Annotated in this window: 18 protein-coding genes; 8 read left to right on the forward strand and 10 right to left on the reverse strand. The window is 68.6% G+C overall.

What is annotated here, in order from left to right; all coding sequences use genetic code 11:
* From bioD to RBB84_RS09510, 3 genes are all read right to left on the reverse strand, one after another.
* Positions 1–714, reverse strand: a complete 714-nt coding sequence (gene bioD, locus RBB84_RS09500) for a dethiobiotin synthase (protein WP_033097623.1) — start codon at positions 712–714, stop codon at positions 1–3.
* Positions 711–1,850, reverse strand: a complete 1,140-nt coding sequence (locus RBB84_RS09505) for an 8-amino-7-oxononanoate synthase (RefSeq protein ID WP_033097622.1) — start codon at positions 1,848–1,850, stop codon at positions 711–713. The genes bioD and RBB84_RS09505 overlap by 4 nt, the downstream gene beginning before the upstream one ends.
* A gap of 307 nt (positions 1,851–2,157) precedes the next feature.
* Positions 2,158–3,447 carry an adenosylmethionine--8-amino-7-oxononanoate transaminase gene (locus tag RBB84_RS09510; protein WP_024101244.1) on the reverse strand — a complete coding sequence of 430 codons (1,290 nt, stop codon included), beginning with the start codon at positions 3,445–3,447 and terminating at the stop codon, positions 2,158–2,160.
* 149 nt (positions 3,448–3,596) lie between these two features.
* Here RBB84_RS09510 and RBB84_RS09515 point away from each other — a divergent pair, with 149 nt between their 5' ends.
* The 3 genes from RBB84_RS09515 (at position 3,597) to treY (ending at position 10,431) form a co-directional block, all read left to right on the forward strand.
* Positions 3,597–5,687: an acyltransferase family protein gene (locus tag RBB84_RS09515; RefSeq protein WP_033097619.1), complete on the forward strand. Its 2,091-nt coding sequence runs from the start codon at positions 3,597–3,599 to the stop codon at positions 5,685–5,687.
* A 47-nt stretch (positions 5,688–5,734) separates the two neighbouring features.
* A complete protein-coding gene (glgX, locus tag RBB84_RS09520; RefSeq protein ID WP_033097618.1) occupies positions 5,735–8,041 on the forward strand; it encodes a glycogen debranching protein GlgX in 2,307 nt (768 codons plus the stop codon).
* An 83-nt stretch (positions 8,042–8,124) separates the two neighbouring features.
* On the forward strand, positions 8,125–10,431 hold the full coding sequence (gene treY / locus RBB84_RS09525; RefSeq protein WP_052040089.1) for a malto-oligosyltrehalose synthase: 2,307 nt from the start codon (positions 8,125–8,127) through the stop codon (positions 10,429–10,431).
* Here the strand turns inward: treY and RBB84_RS09530 are convergent.
* Together RBB84_RS09530 and RBB84_RS09535 are read right to left on the reverse strand one after the other, a co-directional pair.
* On the reverse strand, positions 10,428–10,940 hold the full coding sequence (locus RBB84_RS09530) for a hypothetical protein (RefSeq protein WP_033097617.1): 513 nt from the start codon (positions 10,938–10,940) through the stop codon (positions 10,428–10,430). The two genes, treY and RBB84_RS09530, sit on opposite strands and share 4 nt — an antisense overlap.
* Positions 10,941–10,948: 8 nt before the next feature.
* Complete coding sequence (locus tag RBB84_RS09535) at positions 10,949–11,158, reverse strand: helix-turn-helix transcriptional regulator (RefSeq protein WP_006554111.1); 210 nt, start codon at positions 11,156–11,158, stop codon at positions 10,949–10,951.
* Between the two features lie 243 nt (positions 11,159–11,401).
* Here RBB84_RS09535 and RBB84_RS09540 point away from each other — a divergent pair, with 243 nt between their 5' ends.
* Positions 11,402–11,866, forward strand: a complete 465-nt coding sequence (locus RBB84_RS09540) for a hypothetical protein (RefSeq protein WP_231911914.1) — start codon at positions 11,402–11,404, stop codon at positions 11,864–11,866.
* 117 nt (positions 11,867–11,983) lie between these two features.
* Here the strand turns inward: RBB84_RS09540 and RBB84_RS09545 are convergent, their stop codons facing one another.
* Positions 11,984–12,469 (reverse strand): TIGR00725 family protein, encoded by a 486-nt coding sequence (locus tag RBB84_RS09545; RefSeq protein WP_006554113.1) that lies wholly within the window; start codon positions 12,467–12,469, stop codon positions 11,984–11,986.
* A 122-nt stretch (positions 12,470–12,591) separates the two neighbouring features.
* Between RBB84_RS09545 and RBB84_RS09550 the strand changes: the two genes are divergently transcribed.
* A complete protein-coding gene (locus RBB84_RS09550) occupies positions 12,592–13,005 on the forward strand; it encodes a YchJ family metal-binding protein (RefSeq protein ID WP_033097615.1) in 414 nt (137 codons plus the stop codon).
* 10 nt (positions 13,006–13,015) lie between these two features.
* On the opposite strand, the gene RBB84_RS09555 is transcribed toward RBB84_RS09550, so the two are convergent.
* Positions 13,016–13,687 carry a TetR/AcrR family transcriptional regulator gene (locus tag RBB84_RS09555; RefSeq protein WP_006554115.1) on the reverse strand — a complete coding sequence of 224 codons (672 nt, stop codon included), beginning with the start codon at positions 13,685–13,687 and terminating at the stop codon, positions 13,016–13,018.
* 110 nt (positions 13,688–13,797) lie between these two features.
* Between RBB84_RS09555 and treZ the strand changes: the two genes are divergently transcribed.
* Together treZ and RBB84_RS09565 are read left to right on the forward strand one after the other, a co-directional pair.
* Positions 13,798–15,546 carry a malto-oligosyltrehalose trehalohydrolase gene (gene treZ, locus RBB84_RS09560; RefSeq protein ID WP_033097614.1) on the forward strand — a complete coding sequence of 583 codons (1,749 nt, stop codon included), beginning with the start codon at positions 13,798–13,800 and terminating at the stop codon, positions 15,544–15,546.
* Positions 15,547–15,633: 87 nt separating this feature from the next.
* Complete coding sequence (locus tag RBB84_RS09565; RefSeq protein ID WP_033097613.1) at positions 15,634–15,909, forward strand: hypothetical protein; 276 nt, start codon at positions 15,634–15,636, stop codon at positions 15,907–15,909.
* Positions 15,910–15,944: 35 nt separating this feature from the next.
* Here RBB84_RS09565 and ilvA read toward each other — a convergent pair whose 3' ends face one another.
* Positions 15,945–17,270 carry a threonine ammonia-lyase IlvA gene (ilvA, locus tag RBB84_RS09570; RefSeq protein ID WP_019289740.1) on the reverse strand — a complete coding sequence of 442 codons (1,326 nt, stop codon included), beginning with the start codon at positions 17,268–17,270 and terminating at the stop codon, positions 15,945–15,947.
* Between the two features lie 119 nt (positions 17,271–17,389).
* Entirely contained in the window at positions 17,390–17,833 is a 444-nt protein-coding gene (locus tag RBB84_RS09575) for a nitroreductase family deazaflavin-dependent oxidoreductase (RefSeq protein WP_006554119.1), read from the reverse strand.
* 138 nt (positions 17,834–17,971) lie between these two features.
* Here RBB84_RS09575 and RBB84_RS09580 point away from each other — a divergent pair, with 138 nt between their 5' ends.
* Positions 17,972–18,199, forward strand: coding sequence for a hypothetical protein (locus RBB84_RS09580; RefSeq protein ID WP_006554120.1), 228 nt, complete (start codon positions 17,972–17,974; stop codon positions 18,197–18,199).
* A 66-nt stretch (positions 18,200–18,265) separates the two neighbouring features.
* Here the strand turns inward: RBB84_RS09580 and dnaE are convergent, their stop codons facing one another.
* Positions 18,266–21,802, reverse strand: a complete 3,537-nt coding sequence (dnaE, locus tag RBB84_RS09585; RefSeq protein WP_019289741.1) for a DNA polymerase III subunit alpha — start codon at positions 21,800–21,802, stop codon at positions 18,266–18,268.
* Between the last annotated feature and the right edge of the window lie 33 nt (positions 21,803–21,835).

The following is a 21,835-nucleotide window of genomic DNA, read 5'->3' on the forward strand; positions in this document are numbered from 1 at the left end:
TCACAGTACAGCGGAAGATCCGCCCGCACGCCGTTTCGTCGGGAGCGGCAGATCCGACCACCGAGAGGCACGGGTGGCGAAGACGCGGGCGTCGAGAGCGCCGCTGCCGGCCGGGATCCTGCCCACGATTGGGACGCCGGTGACGTCGGGGAGGTCGTCGAGATTGCACTGCTCCGCCAGATCCGGTGCAGCAGGCCAGGATCCGACGATGACCCCCGGACATTCGATCCCCGCCGAGCGGAGCGCGGCCACGGTGAGCGCGGTGTGGTTGAGCGTGCCCAGTCCCGCGGCGGCGACGATCACCGCCGGCGCTCCGAGCGCGGCCGCGACGTCGGCGAGGGTGAAACCGCCCGCGCCGAGCCGGACGAGCAGACCTCCCGCCCCCTCGACCAGGGTGAGGTCGTACTCGGTGTCGAGAATCCGGACGGTGTCGACGATCTCCTCGAGGGTGAGCATCGGGCGTCCGCTGCGCCGCGCGGCGGTATCCGGTGCGAGCGGATCGGGATACCGCGCGAGTTCGACGAGCCAGACACGGTCCCCGGCCAGTCGCCGGATCTCCTGCAGGTCGCCCGGCCCGTCGTCCGTCACGCCCGTCTGGGCGGGTTTGCACACCGCGACCCGCAGTCCCGCGGCCACGGCGTTCGCGGCGAGTGCCGCGGTCGCGACGGTCTTGCCCACATCGGTCGACGTGCCGGTGACGACGAGGATGCTCACGCCCGGGCTCCCGCGAGGACGTCAGTGAGCACCTCGTCGACGAGGGCGCGTTCGTCGTCGGTGAGGTTCGCGCGTGCCGTCAGGCGCAGCCGCGAGGTACCGGCCGGAACCGAGGGCGGCCGGAAGCAGCCGACGTGCACGCCGCGGTCGCGGCACCGCGCCGCGGCGTCGGCGGCGACGCGCGGGTCGCCGAGGATCACCGACACCACGGCGGACGGCGGCGCCTCGACGCCCGTGAGACGAGCCAAGCACCCGGCCTGCTCGAGCACGGCAGCGGCACGTGCGGGTTCGGCGCGCAGCACCTTCAGCGCACCCCGGGCGGCACCGACGGCGGCCGGGGCGAGTCCGGTGTCGAAGATGAAGGTGCGCGCGGTGTCCACGAGATGTTCCCGCACACGCCCGTCGGCGAGGACGGCTCCGCCCTGGGAGGCAAGGGATTTCGACAGCGTCGCGGTGACGACCACATCGGGCTCGCCGGCGAGGCCCACTTCGTGGACGAGTCCGCGGCCCCCCGCGCCGCGGACTCCTACCCCGTGGGCCTCGTCGACGAGGAGCAACGCGCCGTGCGCTCGGCAGACGCGATGCAGTTCCCGCAGCGGCGCGAGGTCGCCGTCGGTGCTGAACACCGAGTCGGTCAGGACGAGCGCGCGGGCCTCGGTGCGGGTCGCGAGGGCGTGCGCGACCGCGTCGACGTCGTTGTGCGGGGTGACGACGATCCTCGAGCGGGACAGCCGGCACGCATCGACGAGCGAGGCGTGACCACCGGCGTCGGAGACGATCAGTGCGTCCTTGCCACCGAGGGCGGCGACGGCACCGAGGTTCGCGGCGTATCCGCTCGAGAACACCAGGCCGCTGTCGGCCCCGACGAAGTCGGCGAGTTCGCGTTCGAGGAGTTCGTGTTCGGCGGTGGTGCCGGTGACCAGCCGCGATCCGGTGGCGCCGGCTCCCCATCGCCGCAGGGCAGCGGTCGCTCCCGCGAGGACCTCGGAATGGCGGGTCAGGCCGAGATAGTCGTTGGAGGCGAGGTCGACGACGGTCGAGCCGGGGGTTCGGACGACGGGGTCGCGGTGCAGGCCCGCTGCGCGTCGCGCCGCTGCGGTGTCGTCGAGCCACGCCAGGGCGGGATGTGCGGTCATGAGCGGTGACCATACTTGAACACCGTTCAAGTCGTCACGTCGGTCTGCTCGGGTCGTAGGCTCGGACGGTTCGGCAGACCCCGACGAACGGCATGGGAGGTGGTCGTCCACATCGAATCCCGGGACGGAACGACGATCGGATTCCGCAAGCTCGGGCAGGGTCCGGGTCTCGTCGTCGTGCACAGCAGCATCGCGACCGGGGACGAATGGTCGCGCGTGGCCTCCGTCCTGGAGGACCGCTTCTCCGTCCATCTCGTGGACCGGCGCGATCGCGGAGTTCCTCACCGCCGTCCGCTGACCCCTTCGGTCACCGGGCGTTCGCGCCGACGGCGGCGATCATCCCCGAGGTGATCGCCGCGAGATCGTCGGCCGAGCAGATGTAGGGCGGCATCGCGTAGACGAGATTGCGGAACGGCCGCAGCCAGACCCCGGCCGCCACGGCGGCGTCGGTCGTCGCGCGCATGTCCACCGGATCGGTGAGTTCGATCACGCCGATGCCTCCGAGGACGCGGACGTCCGCGACCCCCGGCAACTCGCGTGCCGGCGCGAGTCCCTCCGTCAGTCCCGCGTTCACCGCCGCCACCTCGGCCCGCCAGTCGCGGGAGAGCAGCAGTTCGACCGCCGCGACGGCGACGGCGCACGCGAGCGGGTTGCCCATGAAGGTCGGGCCGTGCATCACACCGCCACCCTCCCCCGCGCTGATCGCTTCGGCGACGGCCCGCGTGCACAATGTCGCCGCGAGGGTCATGTATCCGCCGGTGAGTGCCTTACCCACGCACATCACGTCCGGGCTCACTTGCGCGTGGTCGGCGGCGAAGAGTTCGCCTGTGCGCCCGAAACCGGTCGCGATCTCGTCGAAGATCAGTACCAGTCCGTGCTCGTCGCACATCCTGCGCAGCTCGCGCAGATACCGCGGGTCGTGGAAGCGCATGCCGCCGGCGCCCTGGACGACCGGTTCGACCACGATCGCGGCGAGCTCGTCGACGTGCTCGAGCAGGATCGCCTCGAAGTGCGCGACGTAGTCGGGATCGAAACGGGCCGGTGGGGCGGGGGTGAAGACCTGCCGCGCGAGCATGTCGGTCCACAGTGCGTGCATGCCGCCCTCCGGATCGCACACGCTCATCGGGGCGAAGGTGTCGCCGTGGTAGCCGCCGCGCCAGGTGAGCAGGCGACGCCGTCCCGGCCTGCCGACGGCACGCTGGTACTGCACCGCCATCTTCACGGCCACCTCCACCGACACCGAGCCCGAGTCGGCGAGGAAGACGGTGTCGAGACCGGCGGGGGTGATGTCGACGAGCAGTTCCGCGAGCCGCGCGGCGGGCTCGTGGGTGAGGCCGCCGAACATCACGTGGCTCATCCGGTCGAGCTGATCGCGGACGGCCGCGTCGAGCACGGGATGCCCGTATCCGTGCACCGCGGCCCACCACGAACTCATGCCGTCGACCAGCTCACGACCGTCGGCGAGGACGATCCGGGTACCGTGGGCACGGTCGACCACCAACGATTCGGTGGTCGCCGGAAACGCGCCGTAGGGGTGCCAGAGGTGCCGAGCGTCGAGGGTGCGGATCCGCTCGACCGGGAGAGGAGAGTTGCCCACGCCCAAACTGTAGGCGGTTGGAGGTCGCCGCCCGCAGCCGCGTAGTCTGCCCGAGTTGCCGTGAACGACGCTCACGGCAATCGGCCGGTGCGTTCGTCGCCCGGTTCGCAGCACAGCCGCACACGTAAGACACCGGGGGTATCCGTCACATGTCCGTCCACACCTCGGGACCGGAACTCGAGAGTGGCGCGCGGACAGCAGGCAGGCGCCCCGCGCGTCGTGCCGACATCGACGGATTGCGCGGTCTCGCGATCGCGCTCGTGGTGATCTTCCACGTCTGGTTCGGTCGCGTCTCCGGTGGTGTCGACGTCTTCCTGGCGCTCTCCGGCTTCTTCTTCGTGGGCACGCTCCTGAGGACCGCCGACTCCTCGGCCCCGCTCGATCCGCGTCCCGTCCTGCGGCGGATCGGCCGGCGTCTGCTGCCTCCGCTCGTCGTTGTGCTCACCGCTGTCGCGGCCGCCACGGTGGTGCTGCGGCCGTTCACGCAGTGGCTCGAGGTGGCCGACCAGACCGGGGCGTCGCTGCTGTTCTTCCAGAACTGGTATCTCGCCCGCACGGCGAGCGACTATCTGGCCGCGGATCCGATGGTCAGCCCGCTCCAGCACCTGTGGTCGATCGCCGTGCAGGGCCAGTTCTACATCGCGGCGCTCGTGGTGGTGTTCGGCTTCGCGTGGCTGTTGCGGCGGATGTCGGTGCCTGTCCGCCTGCCCCTGACGGTGCTGCTGGCCGCCCTCACCGCGGCGTCGCTGGCGTACGCGGTGCTCGCCGACCGGCCGCAGTCGTGGATGTACTACGACAGCGCCGCCCGTGCCTGGGAGCTGACTCTCGGCGGACTGCTGATGTGCCTGTCGCCGTGGCTGCGGGTTCCGCGCGCGCTGCGGATCGTGCTCGGTGCGCTCGGACTCGCGGTGCTGCTCGCGTGCGGCTTCGTCCTCGACGGCAACTCCCTCTTCCCCGGGCCGTGGGCGCTCGTCCCCGTCGGTGCGGCCATGGCGCTCGTCGTCGCGGGTATCCGCTCCGGCTCCGGCTCCGACTCCGAGCACGACACGCCGTCGGCGCGACTGCTGGCATCCGCGCCCATGGTGCGCCTCGGGGCGATCGCCTACGCGCTGTACCTGTGGCACTGGCCGATCCTCATCGGTTACCTGATCGTGCTCGGGCACCCGTCGGTCGGCCTGGTGGGCGGGCTCATCGTGATCGCCCTGTCGCTGCTGCTCGCCGAGGCGTCGACCCGGTGGTTCGAGGACCCCATCCGCCGCGTCGAACCCCCTCGGCCGTCCCGCACCGCGCTCGTGGGTCTCGTGACGGTCCTGGCCGTCACCCTCGTCGGGGCCGCGAACCTCTGGCACACCCACGTCGACCGTTCGACGGAGGCCCTCGAGGGCGTCGCCGCCCTGCCGACGGAGCTGTACCCCGGCGCTGCGGTGTTCGATCCCGCCGTCTCCACCGAGCCGCAACCGGTGCAACCGCCGCTGCTCGTCGCCCATCGCGACCTGCCTCCCGCGACGCTCGACAACTGCATCGCCCAGCACACCAATCGCGCACCGTTGACCTGTACCTACGGCGACCCGCTCGCGACCCGCCGCATGGTGATCGTCGGGGGGTCGCACTCGGAGCACTGGCTCGCCGCGCTCGACGCGCTCGGCATCGAACACGGTTTCCGCCTCGACACCTATCTCAAGGTCGGGTGCCCGCTCTCCGATCCCCTCGCCCCGCTCGTCGAGGAGTCCCCGACGGTCGAGTGCGACACATGGTCGACCGCCGTGCTCGCCGAACTGCGCGCGGATCCGCCCGACTACGTGTTCACCACGTCGACGCGCACCAAGGACCAGGGCGAAGGGCCGGGCGACTTCGTTCCGTTCTGGTACGTCGATCTGTGGGAGACGCTCGCCGACTACGGCATCCCGGTGGTGGCGATCCGCGACAACCCGTGGCTGTTCCGCGGCGATCTCGCCTATCGGGCCGCCGACTGCCTTGCGGGGGGCGGCACCGCGGAGACGTGCGGGGTGCCGCGCGAGGAGGCGCTGGACCCGATCGACCCGGCCGTCGCCGCATCCGCGCACCTGCCCACCGTGTCGCTGCTCGACCTGTCCGACAAGTTCTGCCGGCAGGATCTGTGCCGGGCGGTGGAGGGAAACATCCTCATCTATCGTGACGAGAACCACCTCACCACGACCTACGTCCGGACGCTGACGCCCGAGCTCGGCCGACAACTCGGTCCCGCCACCGGCTGGTGGTGACGCGCTCACCCGGTGCCGGGACCGCCGGAAGACTACTGTTGGCGGGCATGGAGACCACCGAAGCGAGCGCCAGCGACGAGATGCCCGAGCCCCTGGAAGTGTGGCCGGGATCCCCCTATCCCCTCGGCGCGACCTACGACGGGGCGGGCACGAACTTTGCACTGTTCTCCGAGATCGCCGAGAAGGTCGAGCTGTGCCTGATCTCCCGTGACGGGACCGAGACCCGCATCCCGCTCGAGGAGGTGGACGGTTACGTCTGGCACGCCTACCTTCCGACGGTCTCCCCCGGCCAGCGTTACGGCTACCGCGTGCACGGTCCGTTCGATCCGGAGAACGGTCACCGGTGCGATCCGAGCAAGCTGCTCCTCGACCCGTACGGGAAGGCGTTCGACGGGTCGTTCGACGGCGACCCGTCGCTGTTCTCGTACCCGCTGCCCGGTGCCGAGCCCGTGGCCGACAGCGCCTCGGACGAGAGCACGGACGACACCGAGGACACCGACACCGAGGACACCGAGGACACCGACACCGGCGACGCCGTGTCCACCGACGACGCCGAGCCCGAGGCGATCGCGACGGGGCAGACCTCCGACGCCGCCGCAGAGCTTCCCGGCCTGGATTCGCTGGGCCACACCATGACGACCGTGGTGATCAACCCGTTCTTCGATTGGGCGACGGATCGTCATCCCCGCCGCCCCTACAACGAGACGGTCATCTACGAGGCCCACGTCAAAGGCATGACGGCCACGCATCCGGACGTCCCCGAACACATGCGGGGCACCTACGCCGGTCTCGCGCACCCGGCGATCATCGACCATCTCCTCGATCTCGGCGTCACCGCGATCGAACTGATGCCCGTGCACCAGTTCATGCACGACCAGGTGCTGCTCGACCAGGGGCTGCGGAACTACTGGGGGTACAACACCTTCGGGTTCTTCGCGCCGCACGCCGAGTACTCGTCGTCGACCAAGCCGAGCGCCGTGGTCGCCGAGTTCAAGGCGATGGTGCGGGCCTTCCACGAGGCGGGCATCGAGGTGATCCTCGACGTGGTCTACAACCACACCGCCGAGGGGAACCATCTCGGTCCCACCATCTGCTTCCGCGGCATCGACAACGCCGCCTACTACCGCCTCGTCGACGACGACAAGGCCTACTACATGGACTACACGGGAACGGGCAACAGCCTCAACGCCCGTCACCCGCACACCCTGCAGCTGATCATGGACTCGCTGCGCTACTGGGTGACCGAGATGCACGTCGACGGCTTCCGGTTCGATCTCGCGTCGACCCTGGCGCGCGAGCTGCACGACGTCGACCGGCTGTCGGCCTTCTTCGATCTCGTCCAGCAGGATCCGGTGGTCTCGCAGGTCAAGCTCATCGCCGAGCCGTGGGATATCGGTGAGGGCGGTTACCAGGTGGGCAACTTCCCCGGTCAGTGGACGGAGTGGAACGGCAAGTACCGCGACACGGTCCGCGACTACTGGCGCGGCGAACCGGCCACCCTCGGCGAGTTCGCGTCGCGCCTGACCGGCTCGTCGGATCTGTACGAGGACACCGGCCGCCGTCCCGGCGCGTCGGTCAACTTCGTCACCGCCCACGACGGGTTCACCCTTGCGGATCTGGTGTCGTACAACGAGAAACACAATGATGCCAACGGCGAGGGCAATCGCGACGGTGAGTCGCACAACCGGTCGTGGAACTGCGGTGTGGAAGGCCCCACGGACGATCCCGAGGTCCTCGCGCTGCGCGGGCGCCAGCAGCGCAACATGCTCGCGACGCTGATCCTGTCGCAGGGCACGCCGATGCTCGCCCACGGCGATGAGTTCGGTCGCACCCAGCAGGGCAACAACAACGTGTACTGCCAGGACAACGAACTCTCGTGGGTGGACTGGTCGCTCGCCGAGTCCAACGCCGACCTGGTCGCGTTCACCCGCAACGTGATCGCGCTGCGCACCGACCACCCTGTCTTCCGGCGTCGCAGGTTCTTCGAGGGCCGACCCATCCGCAGCGGTGATCAGTCCCGCGACATCGCGTGGCTCACACCGGCCGGCGACGAGATGATGCCCGAGGACTGGGACAGCGGTTTCGGCAAGTCGCTCGCGGTCTTCCTCAACGGCGAGGGCATCCCCGAACCCGATCAGCGGGGGCAGCGCGTCGTCGACGACTCGTTCCTGATGTGCTTCAACGCCCATCACGAACCGATCGAGTTCGTCACCCCCGACGGCCCGCACGCCGAGGAATGGACGGTCGCGCTCGACACCGACGTTCCCGACGGTCTGCGCGAGGAGACGGTCGTCGCCGGTAAGCCGGTCCGGGTGCAGGCGCGCTCGGTTCTGGTGCTCCGGAAGACCCGGTGACCCCCGGCGGTACGGAGTCGGCAGGTGTGAACGGCGCCGGCGCGGGGAATACTGCGCCGGTGTTGTCCACCTACCGACTCCAGATGCGCGGCGACGAGTGCACCTTCGCCGACGCCGTCGCCCTGCTCGACTACCTCGACGCCCTGGGTGTCTCGCACGTCTACCTCTCCCCCGTCCTCAGCGCGACGATCGGGTCCACCCACGGATACGACGTGGTCGATCCCGGCACGGTCTCCGAGTCGCTCGGGGGACGCGAGGGTCTGGAACGGTTGTCGCGGGAGGCACGCGCACGGGGCATGGGGCTGGTCGTCGACATCGTCCCCAACCATGTCGGGGTGGCCGACCCACGTCAGAACGCGTGGTGGTGGGACGTCCTGAAGCACGGCTCCGGATCGCGCTACGCGTCGTTCTTCGATCTCGACCTCGCTGGTGACAACGGTGTGGACGGTCGGATCGCTCTGCCGGTGCTCGGATCGGACGACGCGGTGCAGGAGCTGACCGTCGACCGCTCCGGCGACGAGCCGATGCTCGCCTACTACGACAAGCGATTCCCGATCGCTCCCGGGACCGACGAGGGCACCGGTGAGGAGGTCCACGCGCGGCAGGCCTACCGGCTCGTGGCGTGGAACTCGGGGTTGATCGGATACCGCCGCTTCTTCACCGTCGACGATCTCGCCGCGGTGCGGGTGGAGGATCCTGCGGTGTTCGACGCGACGCACGAGCAGGTCGCGTCGTGGATCGCCGACGATCTGGTCGACGGGATTCGCGTCGACCATCCGGACGGTCTCGCCGATCCGTCCGGTTATCTCGCGCGCTTGCGCGAGGTGATCGGCCCCGAGCGGTGGCTCGTGATCGAGAAGATCCTCGGCGATGCCGAACCGCTGGATGCGACGCTGCCGGTGGACGGCACCACCGGCTACGACGCACTCGGCGAACTGTCGACGGTGTTCGTCGATCCGTCCGGCGAGTCGGAGCTGAACGCCCTGTCGCGCAGGTTCACCGGCGCCGAAGGCGACGCGCCGTGGCTGCACGCCCGCGAACACGACCTCAAACGATCGGTGCTCGGCAGCGGGCTCGCGCCGGAGGTGCGCCGCCTCGTGCGGGCGATCCGACGCGAGACCGGCGACACCGGCTGCGACGACGCGGCGCTGCGCGAGGCCGTGATGGCAGTCGCCGCACAGCTTCCCGTCTACCGCGCCGACTACGCGCCGCTCGCGACCCTGGTGCCGCGCATCGTCGGCGACCTCGCGCGGACGCAACCCGCGCTCGATCCTGCGCTCGCGGTGTTCGCCCGGGCGATGGCCCTCGGCGGTGAGGCCGCGTCCCGCTTCGGCCAGGTGTGCGGTGCCGCGACGGCCAAGGCGGTCGAGGACTGCCTGTTCTATCGGGCGGCGCGGCTGATCTCGCTGCAGGAGGTGGGCGGGCAACCCGGCCGTTTCTCGGCCACCCCGGCCGAGTTCCACCTCGCGTGGACCCAGCGGGCACGGCACTGGCCGCGGGCGATGACCACCCTGTCGACCCACGACACCAAACGCAGCGAGGACGTCCGGGCGCGGATCGGTGTGCTCTCGCAGGTCGCCGACGAGTGGTCGCGGCGGCTCGGGTCGTGGAACGACCGTGCGCCCGCACCGGATCCGGCGATCGGACTGTTCCTGTGGCAGACCCTGTTCGGAGTCTGGCCGCTCGACGGAGTGGTGACCGACGAACTGCGTGAACGGGTACATGCCTACGCGCAGAAGGCGCTGCGCGAGAACGGAACCCGCACCACGTGGACCGAGGTCGACGAGGAATTCGAGACCGCGGTGGGCAGCTGGCTGGACGCGGTGATCGACGGACCGGTCGCGGGTGAGCTCACCGCTTTCGTGACCGAGGTCGAACCGCACGTCGCGGCCGTCTCGTGCGGCCAGAAACTGTTGCAACTGCTCGGCCCCGGCGTCCCCGACGTCTATCAGGGCACCGAACTGTGGGACGACTCGCTCGTCGATCCGGACAACCGGCGGCCGGTGGAGTTCGACGTCCGACGGCGGCTGCTCGACGCCCCTGATTCGGCGCCGGCGAAGTTCACGATCGTGCGCACCGCGCTCCGGTTGCGCCGCGAACGACCGGCGAGCTTCGTCGGTGGCGCGTACGTTCCGGTCCTCGCCACCGGCCCGGCCGCCGAGCACCTGCTCGCGTTCGGCCGCGGTCCGGCGTCGGACGACCTCGATGTCCTCGCGGTGGCTTCCCGCCGCACCGTGGCGCTGTCGCGTTCGGGGTGGAAGGACACGACCGTCGACCTGCCGGACGGCGATTGGTCGGATGCCTTGACCGGACGCTCCTTCACCGGTCGGGTGCGGGTGGCCGATCTGCTCGACTCCCAGCCGGTCGCAGCACTCGTCCGCGCGCGTTAGTCCTCGAGCGCGTCGAGCGCTTCCTCCGCGTCGAGCCGGCGCTGGGTGCGTCGCCGACTCCAGGCGAGAACCAGTCCTGCGAGGACGATGACGACCGCCGCGCCGACGACCCGCCCCGTCCAGGTCGCGGCGTCGTTCTCGAAAGGATGGCTCTCGTAACGCAGGCGGAGGAAGATGCCGGCGACGCCGACGAGATAGAGCGCGGCGGCGGCGGCACTGCGGGGTCGCCACAGTTTCGCGGTGGCGTACAGGTCGACGTCGCGTTGCCGCGCGTACAACTGGGTCACGATCGACACGACGAACCAGGCCACGAGGATGCCCAGTGCCGTCCACGCCCCGGGCCGGCCGGCGAGCCACGGGAGCAGCGCCGCCGCCACCAGCGCGATCCACAGGGACAACTGGAATCCCACCGCCGATGCTTCGTTCCAGACGTCTCGCTGACGTTCGTCGCGGTAGAATTCGTCGTCCAGATCGCCGATGAAGCGCGCGGTTTTCACGAAGACCGTCATGAGGGCTCCTAGGTGGTGAGCGGGAACAGTTCCTCGACCGTGCTGTCGAGTGTGAGGGCGAGACGCAGGGCGAGGTACACGCTGGGCGCGTAGTCACCCTTCTCCGTCGAGACGATGCTCTGTCTGCTGACGCCGACCGCGTCGCCGAGCGCGGCCTGGGTGAGTCCCGCTTTCTTGCGGAATTCGCGGACCCGGTTGCTCCTCGGTGTGTCGGTCACACCAAAAGTAAACTATGCTTGTCATTCCATGTCAAGCATTCTTGTCATTTTCGATTGCCGAACCACCCCGGCACACCCGTCGGGCCGGACATGCAATCACCCCTCGGCGTAGTCGATCACGAAATAGAGAATTACATTCTCACGGTCGAAGGTCCTTGGTTTACGTTCTCGAGCACGGAAGATCTAGTTCTCATCGCGAGCGCCGTCGCCGGCAGGACTTTGCGCAGTCAGGGAGAGGTTTCGATGAAGGCCGAAGACATGGTGATGATCAGCATCGACGACCACGTCGTCAACCAGTCCCGGACCGGCACCAGCTTCCTGCCGGCCGGCATGAGCCCGACGGACGTGTGGCGCAAGAACTTCCTCGCCTGCTACATCACTGAACCGAGCGGACTGAACAACCGTCACCGGCTCGGCGTCGACACCATCGCGTGGGAATGCGACTACCCGCACTCCGACTCGACGTGGCCGAACTCCCCCGAGATGCTCGAGGAGGAACTCGACGCGTGCGAGTGCACCGACGAGGAGATCGACAAGATCACCTTCGCCAACGCCGCGAGGTTCTTCGACTGGGATCCCTTCGAGCACATCCCGCGTGAGGAGGTTACCGTCGGCGCCCTGCGCGCCCGCGCCACCGACGTCGACATCAGCGAGACGTCCAAGGAGGAGTACCGCCGCCGTTACGAGCTCACCAACTCCGGCTCGTAGATTCCTGCTCCACAGGAGTCCACAACAGACGATGCCCGCCGATCCGGATCGGCGGGCATCGTCGCGTCTACGGTGTCGTGCCTACTGCGTCGTGCTTACTGCGTCGTCACGGTCGGCTCACATCGGGTCCTTGCGCCACAACAGTGCGTGCAGGCACTCGACGGCCTCGGCGGGCGATTCGACATCGAGCACTCCGGCGGCGGGCATCCGCCAACCGCCGATCGCGATGACCGGAACACCGATGCGGACCGCGAGCGCGATCTCGCTCATGGTGCCCCAGCTTCCACCCACCGCGATCAACGCGTCGCTGCTGCGCACGAGCAGCGCGTTGCGCATCTCTCCGAGGCCCGTGGGAACGGCCACCGTCAGATAGGGATTGCCCTCGGCACGGTCGTCTCCGGGCAGCAGGCCGAGGGTCGTCCCACCGGCTTCCACAGCGCCACGGCAGGCTGCCGCCATCACCCCACCGAGACCGCCGGTGACCACGACGGCCCGGCGTCCGGCGAGGAGTCCCCCGACCTGGCGGGCGAGGCGTCGCTGTTCGGGCGTGGCTTCACCCGGCCCCACGACCCCGACATAGCGCTGCGCATTCATGTCCGGCATTCTGCATCACGGAGCGCTCCGGAGCGCGCGGTCCGAGAACATCATTCACGCCCGGCATCGTCCGCTCCCGCTCTGACCGCCCCGAGGCCGGGCGATCGAGCCCATCGGGGGAGACTGTGGCCATGAGCAGAGCCGACCGCAGCACCGACACCCGCCCGGATTCCCCGTGCCCGTGCGGTCGCGGCGTTCCCCTGTCCGAATGCTGCGGGCCGCTGCTGGCCGGTGCGAGCGCGCCCACCGCCGAACGGCTGATGCGTTCGCGGTACACGGCATTCGCGACGCGCGACGCGGCGCACCTGCTGCGCACCTGGCACCCGTCCACACGTCCGCGCTCGATCGAGTTCGACCCCGGTCAGCGCTGGACCGGGCTCGAGGTCCTGCACATCACCGGAGGCGGATTCCTGCATACGACCGGCACGGTGGACTTCCGCGCGCACTGGACGGCGGACGGGGTGCCCGACTCGATGCGCGAGCACAGCCGGTTCGTGCGGGAGGACGGCGAGTGGCTCTACCTCGACGACTGCGGCGACGACTGAACCGACTCCGTCACGGCGCCGTTCGTCGCAACAGCGTCGCGCGCAGCGTTCCCGAGAGCCACTGACGGTACTGGTCGACGTCCCATCCGCGGTCTCGCCTCAGCAGCGCGTGCACCTGTGGGGAACTCAGGGTGAACAGGACATCGGCCGCGTGCTCGACGGTGACGTCCTCGCGCAGCCAGCCGGCATGTTCGAGTCCTTCCGCGAGGGTGCGGGCGTTCTCGGCCGTCGCCTTCGCGTCGTCCGCGGCGAAACGACGCATGTCGGGGTCCGCCCCCGATGATTCCACGGAGGTCATGAGCAGCCCGCCCGCGCGTTCGAGCATCGCGGTGCCGTAGCGGACCACCTGCTCGACCACGAGGTCGACGTGCGAGACCACGCCGCCGGCATGGGACGGTTCCGGATCTGTCGCCTCGCTCGCGCGCGGATCGCCGTCGCCGGCCACCGCGTGATCGAGCGCCTCGCGGAAGATCTCCGCCTTGCCGCCGGGGAAGGCGGTGAACACCGTCCGCACCGCCACACCCGCTTCGTCCGCGATGTTCTTGACGGTGGTGCTGACGTAGCCGTCGCGAACGAACAGCCGCGCCGCGGCGTCGCGGATCGTCTCGCGGGTTCGGCGGGCCGCTTCCTCCCGCAACGGCGAGGTGTACCGTCGGCGGGCTCGCTCGGGATTCGGGTTCACTCCCCCAGTATCGAGTGCATTGCAGCTGCAACAAAATTGACGCGCGGCAGGGTGGTACGCCGGTGGCGCCATCCCCTGCACCGACGCCTCCGACACGGCATGCTGGTCGAGTGCACACCTTCGAGGTCTGGGCTCCGATCCCGTCGTCCGTCCGACTGTTCGCCGACGGACGGTTCCACGACATGCAACGCGGCGACGACGGCTGGTGGCGCACCACCGTCGGCGTCGCTCCCGACACCCGATACGGTTTCGTGCTCGACGACGACACCGGGACGGTCCTTCCCGACCCGCGATCTCCGCGGCAGCCGGAGGGCGTGCACGAGCCGTCGCAGCTCCACGTGCTCGACGAGACGAAGTGGACCGACCACGGCTGGACCGGCCGGCAACTGACAGGAAGCATCGTCTACGAGATGCACGTGGGGACCTTCACCCCCGAGGGCACACTCGACTCGGCGATCGACCGTCTCGACGAACTCGTGGACCTCGGTGTCGAGTTCGTCGAACTCATGCCGCTCAACGCGTTCAACGGCACCCACGGATGGGGCTACGACGGCGTGCTCTGGTACGCGGTGCACGAACCCTACGGTGGCCCCGATGCCCTGCAGCGTTTCGTCGACGCCGCCCACGCGCGCGGACTGGCGGTAGCACTCGACGTCGTCTACAACCATCTCGGTCCGTCGGGGAACTATCTGGGCCGCTTCGGTCCCTATCTCTCCGCGGCCCCGGGAATCTGGGGCGACAACATCAACCTCGACGGTCCCGGATCCGGGGAGGTGCGCCGGTACATCCTCGACAATGCGCTGCGCTGGTTCCGCGACTTCCACATCGACGCCCTCCGGCTCGACGCCGTGCACGCGCTGATCGACCACACCGCCACACACCTCCTCGAGGAACTGTCGGTCGAGACGTTCCGCCTGTCCGCCCATCTCGGCCGCCCCCTGTCGTTGATCGCCGAATCGGACCTCAACGATCCGAAGCTGATCACTCCCCGGCCCGGCGGTGGATACGGACTGCACGCGCAGTGGGCCGACGACGTCCACCACGCGATCCACGCGGCGGTGTCCGGTGAACGGCAGGGCTACTACGGCGACTTCGGTTCGCTGGACTGCCTCGCGTACACGCTCGGGCACGGCTTCTTTCACGCCGGGACGTATTCGAGCTTCCGCGGCCGGGTCCACGGGCGCCCGCTCGACACCCGGCGCACGCCGGCGAGCGGTCTGGTCGCCTACACCTGCACGCACGATCAGGTCGGCAACCGGGCGCTCGGCGACCGGCCGGGTGCCTATCTCGAGCCCGGTCAGCTGGCCGTCAAGGCGGCGCTCGTGCTCACGTCCCCGTTCACGCCGATGTTGTTCATGGGCGAGGAGTGGGGTGCGAGCACACCCTTCCGGTACTTCACGTCGCATCCCGAACCGGAACTCGCCGCGGCGGTCGTCGAGGGTCGCCGGCGCGAGTTCGCCGAACACGGCTGGGACGCCGCCGACGTACCCGACCCGCAGGCTCCGGAGACCTTCATCGGCTCGAAGCTGCGCTGGGACGAACGCGACGAGGGCGGGCACGCCCGGTTGCTGGAGTGTTATCGCGCACTCATTGCGCTCCGGCGGGATCGGGCCGAGCTCACCGATCCCTGGCTCGAGCACGTGCACGTGACGTACGACGAGGACGAGAAATGGCTCGTCGTGCACCGCGGGGCGCTGCGCGTGGCGTGCAATCTCGGACCCGACCCCGTCACCGTGCCGGTCGGCGGGAAACCACTGCTCTGGTGGGACGAACCGGTGGTCAACCGTACCGAGTCCGCAGTGTTGATCCCGGGCTGGTCCTTCGCGATCCTGGAGGCTCCCGAGATGCCCCGCCGATAACGTTCGTCAGGCGAAAAAAGTCGTTGATTATGCCACGAGTGGGCGAGTACCGTCTCAAGTACCGTCGAATTCTCGAGGTGAATCACCATGCAACCCAAGAAGATTCTGGCGAGTGTATTCCTCAGCACCGCCCTCGTCCTCGCTCCCGTCGGAGTCGCATCGGCGACCCCCACCGTCGACACAGCACCCGGGATCGTGAATGTCAGCGGAGGACACGACGACCACGGAAAGTACGACCACCACGATCACGACAAGAACTACAACCATCACGACAAGAAGTACGACCGCGACCATCACCGGAACCACTACTGGCGGCCCGACTGCTATTGGTGGGGCCCATGGCTGGTGTGCAATCGCTGGTGACCGCACACCAACCGTGACGTGACCGGGCCACCCGGTTACGTCAGATAACGGTAGGCCGGCGACCCCGGCTCGAGTCGCTGCGCGTCGATCGGCGACGCGTCCATGCGATTGAGCAGAGCCGAAAGGTCTTCCGCGGCACCCAGTTCGATACCGACGAGGGCAGCGCCGGTCTCCCGGTTGTTGCGCTTGACGTACTCGAACAGGGTGATGTCGTCGTCCGGTCCGAGGACTTCGTCCAGGAACCGCCGCAGTGCGCCGGGCTCCTGGGGGAAGTCCACGAGGAAATAGTGTTTGAGCCCGCGGTGGACGAGCGACCGCTCGATGATCTCGCCGTAGCGTGAGACGTCATTGTTGCCGCCCGACACCAGGCACACCACGTTCGCTCCGGGCTGCACCGAGATCGACTCGAGGGCAGCGACCGACAGGGCGCCGGCGGGCTCGGCGATGATGCCCTCGTTCTGGTACAGATCGAGCATCGTGGTGCACAGCGCACCCTCGTCGATCTGGGTCATCCCGAACGGGGCCCGGCCGAGCCCCTCCCGGCGCAGCGTAGCCACGAGCGGCAGGCTCGAATGGGACACGACCTCGGCACCGAGTTCGGAGACCACGGCGTAGGGGACGTCGCCGATCCGCTTGACCGCAGCGCCGTCGACGAACGGCTCGACCTCCGGCAGCGTGACGGGACCGCTCGCGACCAGCGCGGCGGTCATCGACGCTGCACCCGCCGGCTCGACGCCGACGATCGACGTGCGTGGGGACCGCTCGCGCAGATAGGCGGCGACACCGGCGATGAGGCCGCCCCCGCCCACGGGGACGAGCACGACGTCGAGATCGCCGTCGAGCTGTTCGAGGACCTCGCGCGCGATGGTGCCCTGCCCGGCAGCGGTGCGGGCGTCGTCGAAGGGCGGGATCATCGTCGCACCGGTGCGGATCGCATCGTCGGCTGCCGCTGCGGCCGCGGCGTCGAAGGTGTCGCCGACACCGATGAGTTCGACGCTGTCGCCGCCGTGGACACGGATCCGATCGCGCTTCTGCTTGGGAGTGCGGGTGGGCACGTAGATCCGGCCCTGGATTCCCATCACCCGGCACGCGTAGGCGACACCCTGCGCGTGATTACCGGCGCTGGCCGTGACGACGCCCGCGGCGCGCTCGGCTGCGTCGAGCTGCGCCATGGCGTTGTACGCCCCACGGAGCTTGAAGGACCGCACCCGGGTGAGGTCCTCCCGCTTGAGGTAGACGTTGGCGCCTACGAGCGCCGAGAGTCGAGGGCTGCGCTCGAGCGGCGTTGGGTCGACCGCCTCCGAAATTCGCTCGGCAGCCGCATCGATGTCGGCCGCGCAGGGCACGGCGGTCAGAGTCATCGGTTCTGCTGTTCGCGAAGTGGAGGTCACCCGTCAATGCTGCCACTCCCCCGATTCGACCACCACGGCGGGATCCGCATCGAGGGGGTAGCAGCACAGTCCGTCCGAGCGTGCTCGGTCTACGGGCCTTCGACCGGTTCGAGAACGAAGACGGGGATCTCGCGGTCGGTCTTCTCCTGGTACTCCGCGTAGGGCGGGAACGCCTCGACGGCACGTTCCCACCACTGCGCCTTCTCCTCGCCGTGGACCTCGCGGGCGGTCATGTCCCACACCTCGGTGCGGTCCCTGACCTCGACGTGCGGGTTCGCGACGATGTTGTGGTACCAAACGGGATGCTTCGGTGCACCGCCGAGCGAGGCGACAGCGGCGTACCTACCCTCGTGCTCGACCCGCATGAGAGGGATCTTGCGGAGCTTGCCGGACTTGGCGCCGACCGTGGTCAGGATGATGACCGGTCGACCCTGGAGGGTGGTGCCGCGGGTTCCGCCCGACGACTCGTACTCCTCGACCTGCTTGGCGCTCCATTCGACGGGACTCGGTTCGTATTCTCCGTGCAGTGGCATACCGACCAGTCAACACAATCGTTGTAGCAGTCGCCGCCCGATCGTCGAGTTCGGTGGCCCGAACTCTTCCCTGCGCCTATCCTGAAGAAAGAATTCCGCCCGGCCTACAGTCGCTCGGCCTACAGGAGGTGCACCGCGATGTCCGTGCTCGACCCCCGGATACACCGTGAGCGCACCGACGGTGTGGACATCGCCGGCACGATCTGGCCCCTGTACAAGCTCGAAGCACTCGCGGCCGGTCTCCTGACCCTGCTCGTGGTCCTCGTCGTCACCACCAGCGCCCAGAGCGCCGTCATCGGTGCCGCTGCGGTCACCGTCGTCGTGTGGTGGGTCCGCAGGATCCAGCAGCACGCACTCCGTTCCTAGACGCACCGGCCGACCCCGGCTTGCCGCGCGGCGCTCACCGAAGGGCTCGCGCCGCGCGGCGGACCGCTAGGTGGCCAGGCAGCCCGGCCCGAGCAGGGCCTTGAGGTCGCCCATGAGCGCCGACGACGCTTCGACCCGCAGGCTGTCGTCGAGCTTGAGGACGGTGACCTTGCTGCCGGTGATGAGCCGCACGTGCACGTCGGACGAACCGGGATGGCGCGTGAGCACATTCTTGAGGGCACCGACCTTGTCGGGGGTGCACAACCGGGTGGGCATCGACACCGAGACCGGCTTCGCGACCCCGATCTGCGACAGGTCGGGGACGGCGAGATCGTTGGCGATCAGGGAGATCCGGTCGTCACGGATCGACACCCGGGCCTTGACCAGCACCACCGAGTCCTCCACGACGTCCATGCCGTAGACGGCGTAGGACTGCGGGAAGAACAGCACCTCGATGCCACCGGTGAGGTCCTCGAGCTGCGCGGACGCCCAGGCGAGACCGTTCTTGTTGATGCGCCGGTTCACCGAGGCGAGGATGCCGCCGACGGTGACCTGGCTGCCGTCCTTGAGCGCGCCTTCGAGGATCGCGGGGATCTGGGTGTCGGCCTGGGACGCGAGGACGTGCTCGACGCCATTGAGCGGGTGCCCGGAGACGTACAGGCCGAGCATCTCCCGTTCGAGGGCGAGGCGGTGCTTGGTGTCCCATTCCTCCTCGGGGATGCGGACGTTGAACACCGCGGCGACGGACTCGTCGGCGTCGTCGCCGCCGAACAGGTCGAACTGGCCGATGGCCTCGGCCTTCTTCGTGCTCATCACCGCGTCGATCGCGTCGGCGTGGACGAGCATCAATCCCTTGCGCGGGTGTCCGAGCGAGTCGAATGCACCTGCCTTGATGAGGGATTCGGTGACCTTCTTCGAACACGCGACGGTGTCGATCTTGTTGAGATAGTCGGAGAAGTCGGTGTAGCGGCCCTTCTCCTCCCGCCCCTTGATGATCGAGGCGACCACGTTCGTGCCGACGTTGCGGACGGCGCCGAGCCCGAACCGGATGTCCTCACCCACCGACATGAAGTTGGTGTGCGACTCGTTGACGTCCGGCGGCAGCACCGTGATGCCCATCTTGCGGCAGTCGGACAGATAGACCGCGGCCTTGTCCTTGTCGTCGCCGACGGAGGTGAGCAGACCGGCCATGTACTCGGCCGGGTAGTTCGCCTTGAGGTAGGCGGTCCAGAACGAGACCAGGCCGTAGCCGGCGGCGTGCGACTTGTTGAACGCGTAACCGGCGAAGGGCAGAACGGTGTCCCACAGCGCGGTGATCGCCGCCTGCGAGAAGCCGTTGTCCTTCATGCCCTGCGCGAAGCCGTCGTAGGCCTCGTCGAGGATCTCCTTCTTCTTCTTACCCATCGCGCGACGCAGCAGGTCTGCCTGTCCGAGCGAGTAACCGGCCACCTTCTGAGCGATCTGCATGATCTGCTCCTGGTAGACGATCAGGCCGTAGGTGTCGGCGAGGATCTCCTTCAGCGGCTCCTCGAGCTCGGGATGGATCGGCTTGACCTCTTGCCGCCCGTTCTTGCGGTCGGCGTAGTCGTTGTGCGCGTTCATGCCCATCGGACCGGGGCGGTACAGCGCGAGCACGGCGACGATGTCCTCGAAGCCGGTGGGCTGCATGCGGCGCAGCAGGTCGCGCATGGCGCTGCCGTCGAGCTGGAACACGCCGAGCGTGTCGCCGCGCGCGAGCAGTTCGTAGGTCGCCGGATCCTCCAGCGGGAGGGTGTCGAGGTCGAGATCGATCCCGCGGTTGACCTTGATGTTCTCGATCGCGTCGCCGATGACGGTGAGGTTGCGCAGACCGAGGAAGTCCATCTTCAGCAGGCCGATGGCCTCGCAGGACGGATAGTCCCAGCCGGTGATGATCGCGCCGTCCTGCGCGCGCTTCCACAGCGGGATCGCGTCCATGAGCGGCTCGGACGACATGATCACCGCGCAGGCGTGGACGCCGGCGTTGCGGATCAGGCCCTCGAGACCGAGCGCGGTGTCGTAGATCTTCTTGATGTCCGGGTTGGACTCGATCAGCTGGCGGACCTCGGCGGCTTCCTTGTACCGCTCGTGGCTCGGGTCGGTGATACCCGAGACCGGGATGTCCTTCGCCATGATCGGCGGAGGCAGGGCCTTGGTGATCTGGTCGGCGATCGCGAATCCGGGCTGGCCGAACTGGACTCGCGCGGAGTCCTTGATCGCGGCCTTCGTCTTGATGGTGCCGAACGTGATGACCTGGGCGACCTTGTCGTTGCCCCACCGCTCGGTGGCGTAGCGCACCATCTCACCGCGGCGGCGATCGTCGAAGTCGATATCGATATCGGGCATCGACACGCGCTCGGGGTTGAGGAACCGCTCGAACAGCAGACCGTGCGGGATCGGGTCGATGTTGGTGATGCCCATCGCGTAGGCGACGAGCGAACCGGCGGCCGAACCACGGCCGGGGCCGACGCGGATGCCGACCTCGCGGGCGTGGTTGATGAGGTCGCCGACGACGAGGAAGTAAGCAGGGAAGCCCATCTGGTTGATGACGCTGATCTCGTACTCGGCGCGCTCGACGTACTCGCGGGGCGGGCCGGCGGGGAAGCGACGATCGAGACCGCGCATGACCTCCTTGTGCAACCAGCTCGCCTGCGTCTCCCCTTCCGGCACCGGGAAGATCGGCATCCGGTCGCGGTGGGTCCACACGTCCTCGTAGGACTGCACCCGCTCGGCGATGAGCAGCGTGTTGTCGCACGCACCCGGCACTTCGCGGTCCCACTGCTCGCGCATCTCCTGCGCCGACTTGAGGTAATAGCCGTCGCCGTCGAACTTGAACCGGGTGGGATCGGAGAGGGTCTTACCGGTCTGGATGCAGAGCAGCGCCTCGTGGTTCGCGGCCGCATCCTTGGTGACGTAGTGGCAGTCGTTGGTCACCAGCGGCGGGATGTCGAGCTTGCGGCCGATCTCGATCAGACCCTCGCGCACACGACGCTCGATGGACAGGCCGTGGTCCATCAGCTCGAGGAAGAAGTTGTCCTTGCCCCAGATCTCCTGCCACTTCGCGGCGGCTTCGAGCGCTTCGCGCTCGTGGCCGAGGCGCAGGCGCGTCTGGATCTCGCCCGACGGGCAGCCGGTCGTGGCGATGATGCCCTCGTGATGGTGGGCGATGAGCTCTTCGTCCATACGGGCCCACTTGCCGAGCTGACCCTCGATCGATGCGAGGGAGGACAGCTTGAACAGGTTCCGCAGGCCCGTCGAGTTCTCGGCGACCATCGTCATGTGGGTGTAGGCACCCGAGCCGGAGACGTCGTCGGACTTCTGGCCGGGATCACCCCACTGCACACGCTTGGTGGAGAAGCGCGACTCCGGCGCGACGTACGCCTCGATGCCGATGATCGGCTTGATGCCGAACTTCTTGGCGACGTTGTAGAACTCGCTGGCGCCGTACATGTTTCCGTGGTCGGTCATGCCCACGGCCGGCATCCCCAGCCGTTCGGCCTCCTTGAACAACGGTCCGACCTTCGCGGCACCGTCGAGCATCGAGTACTCGGTGTGGGTGTGCAGATGAACGAACGAGTCAGCCACGCGTGCCTCTCCCGGGATGTCTGTGGGCAGAGA

The organism is Rhodococcus sp. D-6, assembly GCF_040256695.1.
GTDB lineage: Bacteria > Actinomycetota > Actinomycetes > Mycobacteriales > Mycobacteriaceae > Rhodococcus > Rhodococcus pyridinivorans.